Source organism: Shinella zoogloeoides (assembly GCF_003574625.1).
Classification (GTDB): domain Bacteria; phylum Pseudomonadota; class Alphaproteobacteria; order Rhizobiales; family Rhizobiaceae; genus Shinella; species Shinella zoogloeoides_A.
In genome coordinates, this window is the sequence record NZ_QNUJ01000005.1 from 256,532 (window position 1) to 271,157 (window position 14,626).

The following is a 14,626-nucleotide window of genomic DNA, read 5'->3' on the forward strand; positions in this document are numbered from 1 at the left end:
GTTAACCATTCGGCAAGCTTGCTGGCGCATGCTTTTTCCGTCGAGTCGCGATGAAGGAGAGACCCATGAAGACACTGACGATCGCCATTCTGGCCGCTGCCGTGTCGTTCGGTCTCTGGACCTATTGGGGGCAGGAGCGCCCCGGGGTCGATCCCATCGTCTCGGGCTCCATTCCCGCGAAGCCCGCCGCCCACAGCTACACGATTTCCAACGCTGCAGCGAACACGGCCTGCCTTGCCGAGCGCGGCGGCCCGATCTCCAGCCGCAGTGCCCGCTTCGAGGCGGCCGCCGACTGCGACGCCGTCTGGCCGGGACTTGCAAGAGCGCGGACCTGGACCAACAACGGCGACGGCACGGTCGTCGTCGCGGATGCGCAGGGCGAGGCGATCCTGACGGTCGTCGACGGCGACGGGCTTGCCTACGAGGCCGTCGAGCCCGCCGATGCGATGATCACGATGATTTCCGCGGACGAGATGCCGCATCCCGCGCAGCAATGACGCGGGTGTCTTGCCAGGCAAGCTGCCGCCCATCCGTGCCATAGAGCGCCAGCCGGGAGACCGGACGTTCCGTCTCGATATCCACTAGCTCCGACCGCCCTTCGCCTTCACGAAAGAGATGGTCCTCGCCCCATTGCCGAAGGGCGACGATGACGAGGAACAGGTCGCGGCCCTTTGCCGTCAGAACATATTCGCTGTAGGCGCTACCATCGGAAGCCGGAGCCGAAGCAAGCACGCCGGCCTCCACGAGATCGCGCAGGCGCGTGCTCAGCATGCCCTTGGCGATGCCGAGATTCTGCTGGAATTCGCCGAAGCGTCGCAGGCCATCGAAGGCATCCCTGACGATCAGCAGCGACCACCAGTCGCCGATCGCATCCAGCGTGCGCGCGACCGGACATTCGGCTTCGCGAAAGCTCTTTCGTTTCATCCTGCCTCCAGATCCAAACTGGTTCTAAAATAGAACTGGAATACGGTCGTGGCAAGTGGTCTCATCATGGAACCAAAAGATGAGGCCGAGACGATGGATGCATTGAAAATGGACGCTCCCGAGGTCAGGGCTGGGTTTTCGCGGTGGCTGCTGCCGGTCTTCGCTGCGACCTGCGGGGCGAGCGTTGCGAACATATACTACGCGCAGCCCTTGCTGGACGCGATCGCGTCGACATTCGCGATCAATCCGGCGGCAGTGGGACTGGTGGTGACCTTGACCCAGATCGGCTACGCGGCCGGCCTGATCTTCATCGTGCCGCTTGGAGATCTCGTCGATCGCCGCAGGCTCGTCATCGCCCAGACGCTGCTTGCGGCCCTTGCCCTTGCCGCAATCGGCAGTGCGCCGAATGCCATGGTTCTGTTTTCCGCCATGGTTGGGCTCGGGCTGCTGGCGGTCGTGGTGCAGGTGCTGGTTGCGCTCAGCGCCAGCCTGGCGCCACCGCAGGAGCGGGGGCGTGCCGTGGGGTTCGTGACGAGCGGCGTGGTCGTCGGCATTCTGGCGGCGCGTTTCGTGGCGGGCATGCTGGCCGATATGGGCGGATGGAGGACTGTTTATTTCGCTTCCGCATGTCTGATGCTGCTCATGGGATTCCTGCTCGCCCACATGCTGCCGCGCGACATGCCGATCGCCAGCGCGGAGCGGTATGGCGCGGTGCTGAAGTCCATTCCGCGGCTTTTCCTTTCCGACCCGGTGCTGCGGCTTCGTTCGGGGCTGGCCTTCCTGATCTTTGCGAGTTTCAGCACGCTCTGGACGGGTATGGTGCTGCCGCTCGGCGCGGAGCCGTTCGCGCTCAGCCATACGGCCATCGGTCTTTTCGGATTGGCCGGTTTGGCGGGAGCGCTTGCGGCAGGCAGCGCCGGGCGCTGGGCCGACCGTGGGCTTGCCGGCTGGACGACGGGACTTTCCCTTGCTTTGCTCAGCCTGTCATGGCTGCCGATCGGGTTGCTGCCGGCTTCTCTCGTGGCGTTCACGCTCGGCGTCGTGTTGCTCGATTTTGCCGTTCAGGCCGTGCATGTCACCAATCAGAGCCTGGTCTTCGCGCGCCTGCCCGAAGCGCGCAGCCGGCTGGTCGGCGGATACATGGTGTTCTATTCAGCCGGCAGCGCGCTCGGCGCCATCACGTCGACGGCGAGCTACGCGCATTTTGGCTGGAGCGGGGTGTCGCTGGCAGGGGCGGCCTTTAGCGGGGCCGCTTTCCTGCTATGGGCATTCACGCGCAGATGGGCTCGTTGAGCCTTCTCTCGCAGCCTATTCCGCGGCCGTCCTGTGGGCGAGGCCCTGCCGCGTGGCGGCGTAGTCGCGGACGGCTTGGCCGAAGGCGGCGAAGAGATTGTTGGAGGGCTGGTCGGAGCCGACCCAGTATTCCGGGTGCCACTGGACGCCGACGGCGAAGGCCTTGGCGCCGATGACGGAGACGGCCTCGACGGTGCCGTCCTCCGCGACCGCTTCCACGGCAAGGCGCGGGGCCATTTCGGAGATCGCCTGGCGGTGCAGCGAATTCACCTGCACCTCGCCCGCGCCGATCACCGAGGCGAGGCAGCTGCCTTCCTTGACGAGCACCTTCTGGCGGATGCCGTAGGCGACGTCGAGCACCGGCGTATCGGGCTTGCGGTGATCCCACATGCCGGGCTGTTCCTGGATCTCGTTGGCGAGCGTGCCGCCGAGCACGACGTTGAGCTCCTGGATGCCGCGGCAGATGGCGAGAAGCGGGATGCCGCGCTCCAGCGCGCGCTCGATGAGCGGCAGGCTCGTCGCGTCGCGCGCGGTGTCATAGGGGCCTTCCGCGTCGGTGGCCGGCTTGCCGTAGAGCGAGGGATGGACATTGGTGCGCGAGCCGCTGACCAGAAGCCCGTCGACCCGGTCGAGGATGCCGTCGAAATCGTTGTCGGCCTCGAGCGCCGGAACGAGGAAGACCTGCACGCCGGCGCCCTTGACGGCGGCGCGGACATACTGGTTCGGCGTGGCCTGCCAGACGTTGCCTTCGATTTCCCGGATATCGGCGGGAATGGCGACGACGGGTTTCGACATGATGGGCTCCGGAAAAAGAAATACCAAAAGAGGATTTGCTATCAAATCCCGCGCCAGTCAATTCCCCCTTTCTGGCGAAATGACGACGCGGCAGCGCTTCGCGGGCGGTATGCGGCGCGCTGCGGCGTGCGTGCATCATCACTTTTCAGGGGGTAACCGGACGCAAGTTGTTAACCACCAATTTGCAATCCACGTTTGCAGCGGCGGTTTTTCGCCGGTGCCGCGGCGCAATACTTTGTCGCCGCCGTGTCCGAAAGTTGCGTCGAGCAGATATGGCAGGTTGAATTGCTTTCTTCCAGCGAGGTTATTTGCAATATTTGGTTGAATAAGGCTTCCCCTGGTTGAAGAAGGGTGCAATAATGTCCAAACGTACCCGTCTTATTGGGTAATTTCCCGAAATCATTCATTAAATTTTGGCCGGTAACCCTCGCTCGTCATAGGGAGTGCCGAGTCCATGAAGGATAAGGGTCAAGACACACTGCCGGCCGATGTCTACCTGTCGTTCGTCAGTTCGCTGTACGGGAACCGCCAGACCCTCTTCGTGGGCATGATTTCGCATGTCATCACGCTCGCCTTCGTTTTCGCCAAGACCGCCGATCCCTTCTTTCTCGCCTGGAGCGCGCTCATCGTCCTGATCTGGGGGACGCGCGCGATCGGCATGCGGTACTTCGACCGGGTGGACAAGTCCGCGCTCGGCATGGACGGCATCCGCTACTGGGAAAACTGGTACAATCTCGGCGCCGTCGGCACGACTCTGGCGCTCGGCACGGCCTGCGGCTACAGCCTGCTGGTTAGCCGCGACGCCTTCGCGGAAATCGCCACCATCGCGGTGACCTTCGGCACCATGGTCTCGGTCGTCGGGCGCAACTACGGTTCGCCGCGGACCGTCAACTACATGGTCTTCTCGGCCTGCTTTCCCATCGCGGTCGGCTTCCTCGGCCTGCAGGACTTCTATCACGCGATCCTCGCCTCGCTCGTCATTCCCTTCGCCATGACGACGCGCAGCATGGCGAATGGCGTGCGCACCTTCCTCTACGAGAACGTGCTGGCCGCCCGCGAGCTTGCGACCATCGCCGACCGCTTCGACACCGCGCTCAACAACATGCCGCATGGTCTCTTCATGCTGGATGCGGACCACCGCATCCTTGTCGCCAATCGGCGGGCCTGCGAACTGCTGCATCTCGGCAGCCAGGACCGGCTGAAGGATTGCCATCTCGACGTCGTGCTGCGCTTTGGCGTGCGCAACACCTTCTTCAACGCCGAGCAGAGCAAGACCATCCTGCGCCAGCTCGACGAACTGCTGAAGGGCGAGCGCTCGCGGGCGCTCGTGCAGGTGACGGAAGGGCTCTATCTGGAATTCACCGCCGCCCCGCGCGAGACGGGCGGCGCCGTGCTGATCTTCGAAGACGTGACGGCGCGGGTGCGGGCGGAAAAGAAGATCCTGCACATGGTTCGCTACGACAGCCTCACCGGCCTGCCGAACCGCAGCTATTTCGCCGACCTCGTGCAGGAGGCGCTGGCCGAGCGCAAGAAGCCGGGCACGGTCGGCGTCATGGTCCTCGACGTAGACGACTTCAAGCATGTCAACGACATGAAGGGCCATGTCACCGGCGACCGGCTGCTCTGTGCCATCGCCGAGCGGCTGCGACGATTGACCGGCGACCGCGTCCTGGCCGGCCACCTGATGGGCGACGAGTTCGTGCTCTTCTTCCCGAACGAGGTGAACCGGCGCGATCTCGAGGCGCGGATGCGGCGCTTCCACGAGCAGCTTCGCGGCACATATGAAGTGGAGGGTATGACCCTCTTCGTTTCGTTCAGCGCGGGCTGCGTGACCGTGGCGAGCGACGAGTTCCGACTGGAGGAAATGCAGATCCGCGCCGACCTTGCGCTGTTCGAGACCAAGTCGCGCGCCAAGGGCAGCCTGACGGTCTTCGAGCAGGAAATGGACGCGCGCTATGTCGACCGCCAGAAGCTGAAGGAGGACCTGCGCGAGGCGCTTGCCGGCGACGCGCTCTCCGTCGCCTACCAGCCGATGTTCGTGCCGGACGGCTCGCGCATCGAGTGCTGCGAGGCGCTGTCGCGCTGGACGCATCCCGAGCGCGGCCCGGTGCCGCCGACCGTCTTCATCCAGGTCGCCGAGGAGATGGGCATCGTCTCGGAGATCACGCGCTTCATGATCGGCCGCGCCTGCACGGACTGCGCGACTTGGCCGGCGCATATGGGGGTCTCGGTCAACCTTTCCGTCCAGGACCTGCGCGGCACCGGCATCATCGAGGTGGTCGCGGAGGCGCTGGAGAAGGCGGGGCTGGAGCCGCACCGCCTGCATCTCGAGGTCACGGAAAGTTGCCTGATGGAAGAGCCGGTGAAGGTGCAGGCGATCCTGCAGGAACTGCGCGCCCGCGGCATCACCATCGCCATCGACGATTTCGGCACCGGCTATTCCAGCCTCAGCTATCTCGACCAGCTTCCGCTCGACGTCATCAAGATCGACCGGTCCTTCGTGCGCAATATCGGCGAGGACCCGCGCCGCTTCAAGCTGCTGCGCGGCACCGTGAACCTCTCGCGCGAACTCGGCCTGCGCATCGTCGTCGAGGGCGTGGAGACCGAGGAGCAGCTCGCGCTCATCAACAAATATCACTGCGCCGATCTGGTGCAGGGCTATGTCTTCGCCGCGCCCATGTCGCTCGAGGCGCTGCGCGACCGCTACGAGAGCCTCGGTGGCAATCCGGATGAACCGCGCCGCCGTGGCCGCCGCGTCGCCTGATTTTTCCGCATCCCTGTCATTTCGCTAAGTTCTAATTCCAGCGTATTTATCAGTTTGTTCAAATTTAGCATTAACCATATGGTAAGGTTAATGAATAGTATTTTACACAAATTGTCCTATATCCATGATTATGGAGTCGGCGGCAAAGTGCGGTCGGCTTTTTCGATCGGGGATACGGAAATGGCCAACGGGGAAATGGCGACCAATCGCTTTTCCGAAAAGCTTCTTGGGCTGCTCGACAGGGTGGAATACCGCCGGGTCGAGACGAGTGAGGACATGGAGGACGTCGCGCGGGTCCGCTACAAGGCCTACAAGGCCGGCAGCGTCATGCACCTTGCGGAAGATTCCCACCTGCTGATCGACGAGGTCGATTTCGACAGCCAGGCCTATGTCTTCGGCGTCTATCACGACGAGCGGCTGATCTCGACGGTGCGCCTGCATCATGTGACGCCGGACCATCGCGTCACTTCCTCGGGCAAGGTGTTTCCCGACGAGGTCAAGGCCTTCCTCGATGCGGGCATGTCGCTGATCGATCCGGTCCGCCTTGCCGCCGATCCGGAAATCTGGAGCGAGATGCCGGCGATCCCGTATCTGACGCTGCGCCTCGCCACCATGGCGGCGGATTACTTCGATGCCGACCGCGTGTTGCAGATGGTCAAGCCGGCGCATTCCGCTTTCTACCGGCGCGTCTTCGACGGCGATTTCGTCGCCTCGCCGAAGAGCCGGCAGGGCAAGTTCATCATCGACCTGATGCTGATGGCGACCCGCTGCAAGGACGTGCGCTCCTCGCTCTATGCGCGCTTCCCGTTCTTCCAGTCGGAGCCCTTCGAGCGGCGCATGCTCTTTGCCCGCGGCGAGGACATGCCCTTCAGCCCGCTCACCGTGCGCCCGACGGCGCGCCTTGCCGAATCCCATCGGCGGGTCCAGCTTTCCGGCAACGCCTACGCGCGCTAAACCCAGCGTCCGGATGTCGCAACGCGGCCGGTTTCGCAAGAAACCGGCCCGTTTTGTTTCGGAAACGATACAGGGCCGAAGCGGGGCCGCGCCTTGCCGTTGCGCTTTGCCGATCCATTGTGTATGGCCAGAAAGACGCGCGCTTTCGCGCTTGAGGGAATCGCCGGCCCGTCCTGGGCCCGGCCTGTTTTAGGCGCTCATCGGGTGGAGCTTTCCGGCTGGCGGGTGCGACTGCTTAGGAGAAGGTGACAATGGCTGAACTTCATAACGGACCGGTCGAACTCGGCGCGCCGATGGACTATCCGGAGCACGAGAAGACCTACAATCTCTTCGTCCATGCCGCCAAGTACGGCACGATGTTCTGCGTCGCGCTGCTGGTCGCCATGGCCGCCGGCTTCTTCACCAGCGCCGGCTTCTTCAGCGCGCTCGTGCTTCTCATCGTTCTCAACGTCGTCGGCTACTTCCTGCTGCGTTGATCTGAAAACCGGATTTTCGGTTTGCCGCGGCGCCATCCGGCGCCGTGATCCAACACGGCCAGTCTCGGGGGGAGGACCACGGTTTGAGTCAGTGTGTTTTTGTTGCGCGGGAGAGCGATCCGGCCGAAGGCCGCGTTGCAGGTTCCGTTGATACCGTCAAGAAAATGAAGGCTTTGGGGCTCGACGTCATGGTCGAGGCCGATGCGGGGCTCGCCTCCCGTATCCTTAATGCCGATTATGAAGCCGCCGGTGCCCGCATCGTCGGAAAGGAAGAGGCGAAGACGGCCGATGTCGTGCTCAAGGTGCGCCGGCCGACCGCTTCGGAGATCGCCGGCTACAAGCCCGGCGCCATCGTCATCGCCACCATGGATCCCTACGGCAACGAGGCCGCCATCGCCGAAATGGCGCGGGCCGGGCTCACCGCCTTCTCCATGGAGCTGATGCCGCGCATCACGCGCGCCCAGTCGATGGACATCCTCTCCTCGCAGGCGAACCTTGCCGGCTACCAGGCCGTCATCGACGCCGCCCATGAATTCGACCGCGCCATGCCGATGATGATGACCGCCGCCGGCACCGTGCCCGCCGCCAAGGTCTTCGTCATGGGCGCGGGCGTCGCGGGCCTGCAGGCCATCGCCACGGCCCGCCGCCTCGGCGCCGCCGTCTCCGCGACGGATGTGCGCCCCGCCGCCAAGGAGCAGGTCGCCTCGCTCGGCGCCAAGTTCATCGCCGTCGAGGACGACGAGTTCAAGGCCGCCGAGACCGCCGGCGGCTACGCCAAGGAAATGTCGAAGGAATACCAGGCCAAGCAGGCGGCGCTCGTCGCCGACCACATCGCCAAGCAGGACATCGTCATCACGACGGCGCTGATCCCCGGCCGGCCGGCGCCGCGTCTCGTGACGCGACAGATGCTGGCCGCCATGAAGACCGGCTCCGTCGCCGTCGACCTCGCGGTCGAGCGCGGCGGCAATATCGAGGGCTCGGAAGCCGGCAAGGTCGTCGAGGTCGAGGGCGTCAGGGTCATCGGCTATCTCAACGTGCCGGGCCGCATTCCGGCCTCCGCCTCGGCGCTCTACGCCAGGAACCTCCTCACCTTCCTGGAGACCATGGTCGACAAGGAAACGAAGACGGTCTCGGTCAATGCCGAGGACGAACTCGTCAAGGCGACGATGCTGACCCATGGCGGGGCCGTAGTGCATCCGAATTTCGGCGGCGCCGTTCATGAAGGGGAGGGCAAGTGATGGCGAATGAACTTCTCGACAAGGCGCTGACCGATCTCGAACGCGCCGTGGAGGCCGTCCGCACCGCCTCCGAATATGTGCCGGACGCGGCCGCAGCGGCGGCGCACGGCGTTTCGGGCGGGGCGATCGATCCCTTCGTCTTCCGCCTTGCGATCTTCGTGCTGTCGATCTTCGTCGGCTACTATGTCGTCTGGTCGGTGACGCCGGCGCTGCACACGCCGCTGATGGCCGTCACCAATGCGATCTCATCGGTCATCGTCGTCGGCGCGCTGCTGGCCGTCGGCATCTCGCTCTCCGGCGTTGCGACCGGCTTCGGCTTCGTCGCGCTGATCCTCGCCTCCGTCAACATCTTCGGCGGCTTCCTGGTCACCCAGCGCATGCTGGCGATGTACAAGAAAAAAGAGAAGTGAGGCCGGCCCGATGAACGCAAACTTCGCAGCCTTCCTCTATCTCGTCTCCGGCGTGCTCTTCATCATGGCGCTGCGCGGCCTGTCGCATCCGACGACCAGCCGCCGCGGCAACATGCTCGGCATGGTCGGCATGGGCATCGCCATCGGCACCACGCTGCTGCTCGCGACGCCCTCCTTCGGCGGCCTCGTGCTCATCGTGCTCGGCCTTGCCATCGGCGGGGGCGCCGGCGCTTATATCGCCCGCTCGATCCCGATGACGTCGATGCCGCAGCTCGTCGCCGGCTTCCATTCGCTCGTCGGCCTTGCCGCCGTGCTGGTCGCCGCCGCCGCGCTCTATTCGCCGGTGTCCTTCGGCATCGGCCAGGTCGGCGAGATCCACGGCCAGGCGCTCGTCGAAATGGCGCTCGGCGCGGCCATCGGCGCGATCACCTTCACCGGCTCGATCATCGCCTTCCTGAAGCTCGACGGGCGCATGTCCGGCAAGCCGATCATGCTGCCCTACCGCCATGTCATCAACATCGTGCTGCTCGCGGCGATCGTCTTCTTCATCGTCGGCCTGACGCTGTCGGAAAGCCATTTCGACTTCTGGCTGATCGTGATCCTGTCGCTGGCTCTCGGTGTGCTGCTCATCGTGCCGATCGGCGGGGCGGACATGCCCGTCGTCGTGTCCATGCTCAATTCCTATTCGGGCTGGGCGGCGGCCGGCATCGGCTTCACGCTCGGCAACCTCGCGCTGATCATCACCGGCGCGCTGGTCGGCTCCTCGGGCGCGATCCTCTCCTACATCATGTGCAAGGGCATGAACCGCTCGTTCATCTCCGTTATCCTCGGCGGCTTCGGCGGCGAGACGGCGGCGGCGGCGGACGACGGCGTCCAGCGCACGGTCAAGCAGGGCTCTGCGGACGACGCGGCCTTCCTGATGGCGAACGCCTCCAAGGTCATCATCGTGCCGGGCTACGGCATGGCGGTGGCGCAGGCGCAGCACGCGCTGCGCGAGCTTGCCGACAAGCTCAAGGAGCAGGGCGTCGAGGTGAAATACGCGATCCATCCGGTCGCCGGCCGCATGCCCGGCCACATGAACGTGCTGCTGGCCGAGGCGAACGTGCCCTATGACGAGGTGTTCGAGCTGGAGGACATCAACTCGGAATTCGCGCAGGCCGACGTCGCCTATGTCATCGGCGCCAACGACGTGACGAACCCGGCGGCGCGCGACGACAAGTCCTCGCCGATCTACGGCATGCCGATCCTCGATGTCGACAAGGCCAAGACCTGCCTCTTCGTCAAGCGCTCCCTCGGCTCCGGCTATGCCGGCATCGACAACACGCTGTTCTACAAGGACGGCACGATGATGCTGCTGGGCGATGCCAAGAAGATGACCGAGGACATCGTCAAGGCGATGAACCACTGAGGGCAGGACCCCTCCCCAACCCCTCCCCACAAGGGGGAGGGGCTTACCGTGCCACGCACTCTGCATTCCATTTTGAACGATGAGCAAGCCTCTTGCTTTCTCCCCCCTTGTGGGGGAGATGCCGGCAGGCAGAGGGGGTGGCCCCGCGCAGCCGGGGCGTTACACGGGAAGACCCCTCCCTAAATCCCTCCCCACAAGGGAGAGGGACTTAACGTGCAGCACCCTTGGTATTCCATTTCGAACGATGAGCAAGCCTCCACCTTTCTCCCCCTTGCGGGGGAAATGCCGGCAGGCGGAGGATCTTCACTTCACCGGCAGGCTTCTCCCCCGCCGCAATGCGCGGGTCATCGTCCAGGGGGCGACGCCGAAGGTGCGGGCGAGGGCGGTGATGGTTTCGCCGTGGCTGAGGCGCTCTCGAGCGAGGCGGAGCTGGCGGTCGTCCAGCTTGGGCGGGCGGCCGAGGCGGGAGCCGCGCTTGCGGGCGGCAAGAAGGCCCTCGCGGGTGCGCTGCGACAGGGTCAGCCGCTCGAATTCCGCCAGCCCGCCCATGACCGTGTAGAGGAAACGGCCGGTCGGCGTCGTCGTGTCGATGCTGAGCTTGGCGATGTGGAAATGGATGCCCCGCTGCTGGAGGGCGTCCAGCTCGGCCAGCGCGTCCCTTGCCGAGCGATAGGCGCGGTCGAGGTCCCAGATGACGAGGAGGTCGCCGGCCTCAAGGCCGGCGGTGACCGCCTCGTAGACCGGCCGGCGGCGACTCACCGCTGAAAGCGTCTCGACGTGAAGCTCGTCGCAAAGGTCCTTGAGCCCTTCGATCTGCCGGTCGGGATTCTGGTCGATCGTGCTCACCCTCAGATACCCGATCTTCTTCGCCATGCGCTGCCTTCCGTTTCATGTTGCTTTTTTCAACATAAACGAACGTTTTTGAGCGGGGATATTTGCAGGGATATATTTGTGAAACTGGGCGGCTGATGGCGTGGGAAACAAGTAGAATTCAAGTTTGCGCCAGCGAAAAGGAACAATCAACAAAAACGTTCCTTATCGTTGCCCCAATGAAACTCGCCGAACTGAAAGTGGAGCTTCTGCTCCTTGTCCTCGCCGCCCTGCCGGTCGTGTCCCTCGTCCTGCTCTCTGCGGGCGAGTCGAATGTCGTGCAGGTCGTCGAGGCTGCCTTCGTGGACGGCTATCATGTGGACGCGGTGCTGAAGGCCGAAGGCCGCGGCGGGATCGTGAGCGTGTGGATAGAGCAAGGCGGCGTGAGGATGTGCGGCATGGTCGCTCATCTTCCGCGCGGCGAAACGCGGAAGGTGACGGTGCTCTGCCCCGACCTGCGGCCGGAGCCCTTCGAGGTGGGGGCGCAGGCGCGGTAGCGCCCGCATGCTGTCAATGCGGTGAGACGGTCAGGCGGTGAGGCGCGTGCCGGTCAGGCGGGCTTGGTATTGGCCGCGCCGCGGGTGCGGGCGAGGCCGTCCTTGGCCGGCTTGTAGTTCGGGTCGAGGCGCAGCGCCTGCGAATAGGAGCGCGAGGCCTTGGCCATGTCGCCGCGACGCTCGTAGATGAGCGCCTGGTTGGCCCAGGATTCGGCCAGCTTGCCGTCGAGGTTGATCGCCGTATTGAAATCCGAGAACGCGTTGTCGTCGTCGCCGAGCGCCGCGTAGGAAATGCCGCGGCCATTATAGGGCTCGGCCGAGTTCGGCGAGAGCGAGATGGCCTTGGAGAAGTCCTCGATGGCTTTGTCGTGCTGGCGGCGGGCCTGGTAGATCAGGCCGCGATTGTGATAGGCGCGCGGATCGGTCGTATCGAGCTGGATGGCGCGGTTGAAGTCGCGGAAGGCGTCGTCGAGCCGGCCGGCCTGGCGATAGAGATTGCCGCGGCCGATATAGGCGACGTCGTAGTTCGCGTTGAGTTGGAGCGCCGTGTTGTAGTCGGCGGCCGCTTCCGCCTGCCGGCCCATGCTGCGCTGGACGAGCGCGCGGTTGGCGAAGGCCTGGTAGTAGCGCGGGTTCAGCTCGATGGCGCGGTTGAAGTCGTCGAGCGCGCGGCTGTACTGGCCGGCGCGGCCATAGGCCGAGCCGCGCACGTTGTAGCCTTCCGGATCCTGCGGGTTGGCGGCGATCACGGCCGAGAGCGACGAGATGTTCTCCTGCGAGCCCTGCGCGCGCTCGACCTTCAGCACGTCCGTCGAGGTGGCGGTCGACTGGCAGCCCGCAAGCACGAGGGCGAGCGAGGCGGCGCCGATGGCGGCCATCAGCGGGCGGCGAATGCGAACGGACGAGGAGGAAGAGAGACGATCGGTCGAAAGCCCGGTAGATGCAGCCATGTCCAAGTGCGAATCCTCAAAGTCGGCTTCATCGCGCCTCATGCGCGAAGAATACGCTACGGCCTGAAACGCAATTCCGGCAAGTGTGCGCAGCGGGTATGCCGGGAATTGCACGGGAAGGGTTTCACAATGGTGAATATCTTCCGCTCACGTCAAAAAAGGCGGCGGCGAAACCCTTCGCCCCCGCCCGGTCTTGCATCCGAAAACGTCGAAAAGACGACCGATCAGCGGGCGCCAGGACGGCCGCCGATGAGGCCTTCGCGCTGGGCGCGCTTGCGAGCCAGCTTGCGAACGCGACGAACAGCTTCAGCCTTTTCACGCGCACGCTTCTGCGACGGCTTTTCGTAATAGTCGCGCATCTTCATTTCACGGAAAATGCCTTCGCGCTGCATCTTCTTCTTGAGAGCGCGGAGAGCCTGATCGACGTTGTTGTCGCGGACAAGTACCTGCACGAGAATCCCGTTCCTTTGGTTCGTTGTTAACCCGGCGATTCCCTGTTCAGGGAGGGGTCGTCAGGCAAATGAGTGACGTTCGCGCAGCCCAGAAGGCTGACGATTGGGGCGTCGGATACCAGAACGCTCGGCAGAAGTCCAGTCTCCCGCATCGCGTTGTTAGGGATTTTGCGCGAAAGGCCGGGAAAAACCTCTCATGGCCGCCGCCGCGGTCATGTCGCATGTGGTACAAGCTACGCCCGAATGCGTCGCAAAGGATACGGCGTCCGCCGTCAGGATTTGCTTTCTATCGGGACAGGAAACAGCCGGCGCCTGCCGGCGAGATATCGAGGACACGGGATGCGCAAATATTCGGTTTTCGCCGTCGCCCGCGAGGCGATGCGCGGCCATAAGGGATGGGAGGCACAGTGGACCTCGCCCGAGCCGCGCAAGGAATACGACGTGATCATCGTCGGCGGCGGCGGCCATGGCCTCGGCGCTGCCTACTACCTCGCCAAGGAGCACGGCATCACCAATGTCGCCGTGATCGAGAAGGGCTGGCTCGGCGGCGGCAATACCGGCCGCAACACGACCATCATCCGCTCGAACTATCTCTATGACGAGAGCATGGACATCTACGAGCACTCGCTGAAGCTCTGGGAAGGGCTCAGCCAGGATCTCAACTACAATGTCATGTACTCGCCGCGCGGCGTCATGATGCTGTCGCACAATGTCCATGACAAACAGTCCTTCCAGCGGCACGTCCACGCCAACCGTCTCTACGGCATCGACAACGAATGGCTGACGCCGCAGCAGGCGAAGGACTTCGTGCCGGTTCTCGACATCTCCGCCACGGCCCGCTACCCGATCAACGGCGCGGCCCTGCAGCGCCGCGGCGGCACCGCCCGCCACGACGCCGTCGCCTGGGGCTATGCCCGCGCCGCTTCCGATCGCGGCGTGCACGTCATCCAGAACTGCGAGGTCAAGGGCATCCGCCGCGGGCCCGACGGCGCGGTGACGGGCGTGGAGACCTCCAAGGGCTTCATCGGCGCGAAGAAGATCGCGGTCTCGGCCTCCGGCCACAACTCGGTCATCCTGTCGATGGCCGACGTGAAGCTGCCGCTGCATTCCGTGCCGCTGCAGGCGCTGGTTTCCGAGCCGATGAAGCCGATCTTCCCTTGCGTCGTCATGTCCAACTCGGTGCATGCCTATATCTCGCAGTCGGACAAGGGCGAGCTCGTCATCGGCGCGGGCACGGACCAGTACAATTCCTACTCCCAGACCGGCGGCCTCCAGATCATCACGCATACGCTGGATGCCATCTGCGAGCTCTTCCCGATGTTCCGCCGCGTCAAGATGATGCGCCAGTGGGGCGGCATCACCGACAATACGCCGGACCGCTCGGCGATCCAGGGCGTGACGCCGGTTCCGAACCTCTTCGTCAATTGCGGCTGGGGCACCGGCGGCTTCAAGGCGACACCGGGTTCGGCCCATCTCTTCGCCCATCTCATCGCCAAGGGCGAGCCGCACAAGCTGGCGGCCGGCCTGACGCTCGACCGCTTCCGCACCGGCCGCCTCATCGACGAGGCAGCGGCCGCGGCCGTGGCGCACTGAGC

The 14,626-nt window shown here is 64.5% G+C and carries 15 protein-coding genes; 10 read left to right on the forward strand and 5 right to left on the reverse strand.

Annotation, left to right across the window (positions count from 1 at the left end):
* Positions 1–65 precede the first annotated feature (65 nt).
* Positions 66–497, forward strand: coding sequence for a hypothetical protein (locus DSD28_RS11990; RefSeq protein ID WP_119256631.1), 432 nt, complete (start codon positions 66–68; stop codon positions 495–497).
* Here DSD28_RS11990 and DSD28_RS11995 read toward each other — a convergent pair.
* Complete coding sequence (locus tag DSD28_RS11995; protein WP_119256632.1) at positions 451–924, reverse strand: winged helix-turn-helix transcriptional regulator; 474 nt, start codon at positions 922–924, stop codon at positions 451–453. The two genes, DSD28_RS11990 and DSD28_RS11995, sit on opposite strands and share 47 nt — an antisense overlap.
* Positions 925–1,017: 93 nt before the next feature.
* Here DSD28_RS11995 and DSD28_RS12000 point away from each other — a divergent pair, with 93 nt between their 5' ends.
* Positions 1,018–2,217, forward strand: coding sequence for an MFS transporter (locus DSD28_RS12000; protein ID WP_119256787.1), 1,200 nt, complete (start codon positions 1,018–1,020; stop codon positions 2,215–2,217).
* A 15-nt stretch (positions 2,218–2,232) separates the two neighbouring features.
* Here the strand turns inward: DSD28_RS12000 and DSD28_RS12005 are convergent, their stop codons facing one another.
* The gene (locus DSD28_RS12005) at positions 2,233–3,012 is read right to left on the reverse strand and encodes a gamma-glutamyl-gamma-aminobutyrate hydrolase family protein (RefSeq protein ID WP_119256633.1); all 780 of its coding nucleotides are present in this window, start codon (positions 3,010–3,012) and stop codon (positions 2,233–2,235) included.
* A gap of 454 nt (positions 3,013–3,466) precedes the next feature.
* On the opposite strand from DSD28_RS12005, the gene DSD28_RS12010 reads away from it, so the two are divergent.
* From DSD28_RS12010 to DSD28_RS12035, 6 genes are all read left to right on the forward strand, one after another.
* Positions 3,467–5,776 carry a putative bifunctional diguanylate cyclase/phosphodiesterase gene (locus tag DSD28_RS12010; RefSeq protein WP_119256634.1) on the forward strand — a complete coding sequence of 770 codons (2,310 nt, stop codon included), beginning with the start codon at positions 3,467–3,469 and terminating at the stop codon, positions 5,774–5,776.
* Between the two features lie 180 nt (positions 5,777–5,956).
* The gene (locus tag DSD28_RS12015; protein ID WP_119256635.1) at positions 5,957–6,730 is read left to right on the forward strand and encodes an N-acyl amino acid synthase FeeM domain-containing protein; all 774 of its coding nucleotides are present in this window, start codon (positions 5,957–5,959) and stop codon (positions 6,728–6,730) included.
* A 251-nt stretch (positions 6,731–6,981) separates the two neighbouring features.
* Positions 6,982–7,206, forward strand: coding sequence for an aa3-type cytochrome c oxidase subunit IV (locus DSD28_RS12020; RefSeq protein WP_119256636.1), 225 nt, complete (start codon positions 6,982–6,984; stop codon positions 7,204–7,206).
* Between the two features lie 83 nt (positions 7,207–7,289).
* Positions 7,290–8,444: a Re/Si-specific NAD(P)(+) transhydrogenase subunit alpha gene (locus tag DSD28_RS12025; RefSeq protein ID WP_119256637.1), complete on the forward strand. Its 1,155-nt coding sequence runs from the start codon at positions 7,290–7,292 to the stop codon at positions 8,442–8,444.
* The gene (locus DSD28_RS12030) at positions 8,444–8,854 is read left to right on the forward strand and encodes an NAD(P) transhydrogenase subunit alpha (RefSeq protein ID WP_119256638.1); all 411 of its coding nucleotides are present in this window, start codon (positions 8,444–8,446) and stop codon (positions 8,852–8,854) included. The genes DSD28_RS12025 and DSD28_RS12030 overlap by 1 nt, the downstream gene beginning before the upstream one ends.
* 10 nt (positions 8,855–8,864) lie before the next feature.
* A complete protein-coding gene (locus DSD28_RS12035; RefSeq protein ID WP_119256639.1) occupies positions 8,865–10,262 on the forward strand; it encodes an NAD(P)(+) transhydrogenase (Re/Si-specific) subunit beta in 1,398 nt (465 codons plus the stop codon).
* Between the two features lie 303 nt (positions 10,263–10,565).
* Here the strand turns inward: DSD28_RS12035 and DSD28_RS12040 are convergent, their stop codons facing one another.
* Entirely contained in the window at positions 10,566–11,135 is a 570-nt protein-coding gene (locus tag DSD28_RS12040; protein WP_119256640.1) for a recombinase family protein, read from the reverse strand.
* Positions 11,136–11,311: 176 nt separating this feature from the next.
* Here DSD28_RS12040 and DSD28_RS12045 point away from each other — a divergent pair, with 176 nt between their 5' ends.
* Positions 11,312–11,629 (forward strand): hypothetical protein, encoded by a 318-nt coding sequence (locus DSD28_RS12045; RefSeq protein WP_119256641.1) that lies wholly within the window; start codon positions 11,312–11,314, stop codon positions 11,627–11,629.
* Positions 11,630–11,682: 53 nt separating this feature from the next.
* Here DSD28_RS12045 and DSD28_RS12050 read toward each other — a convergent pair whose 3' ends face one another.
* Together DSD28_RS12050 and rpsU are read right to left on the reverse strand one after the other, a co-directional pair.
* Positions 11,683–12,507, reverse strand: coding sequence for a tetratricopeptide repeat protein (locus tag DSD28_RS12050; protein WP_245424822.1), 825 nt, complete (start codon positions 12,505–12,507; stop codon positions 11,683–11,685).
* 296 nt (positions 12,508–12,803) lie between these two features.
* Positions 12,804–13,031, reverse strand: coding sequence for a 30S ribosomal protein S21 (gene rpsU / locus DSD28_RS12055; protein WP_119256642.1), 228 nt, complete (start codon positions 13,029–13,031; stop codon positions 12,804–12,806).
* Positions 13,032–13,370: 339 nt separating this feature from the next.
* On the opposite strand from rpsU, the gene DSD28_RS12060 reads away from it, so the two are divergent.
* Positions 13,371–14,624 (forward strand): sarcosine oxidase subunit beta family protein, encoded by a 1,254-nt coding sequence (locus DSD28_RS12060; protein ID WP_119256643.1) that lies wholly within the window; start codon positions 13,371–13,373, stop codon positions 14,622–14,624.
* The last annotated feature ends 2 nt before the right edge of the window (positions 14,625–14,626 follow it).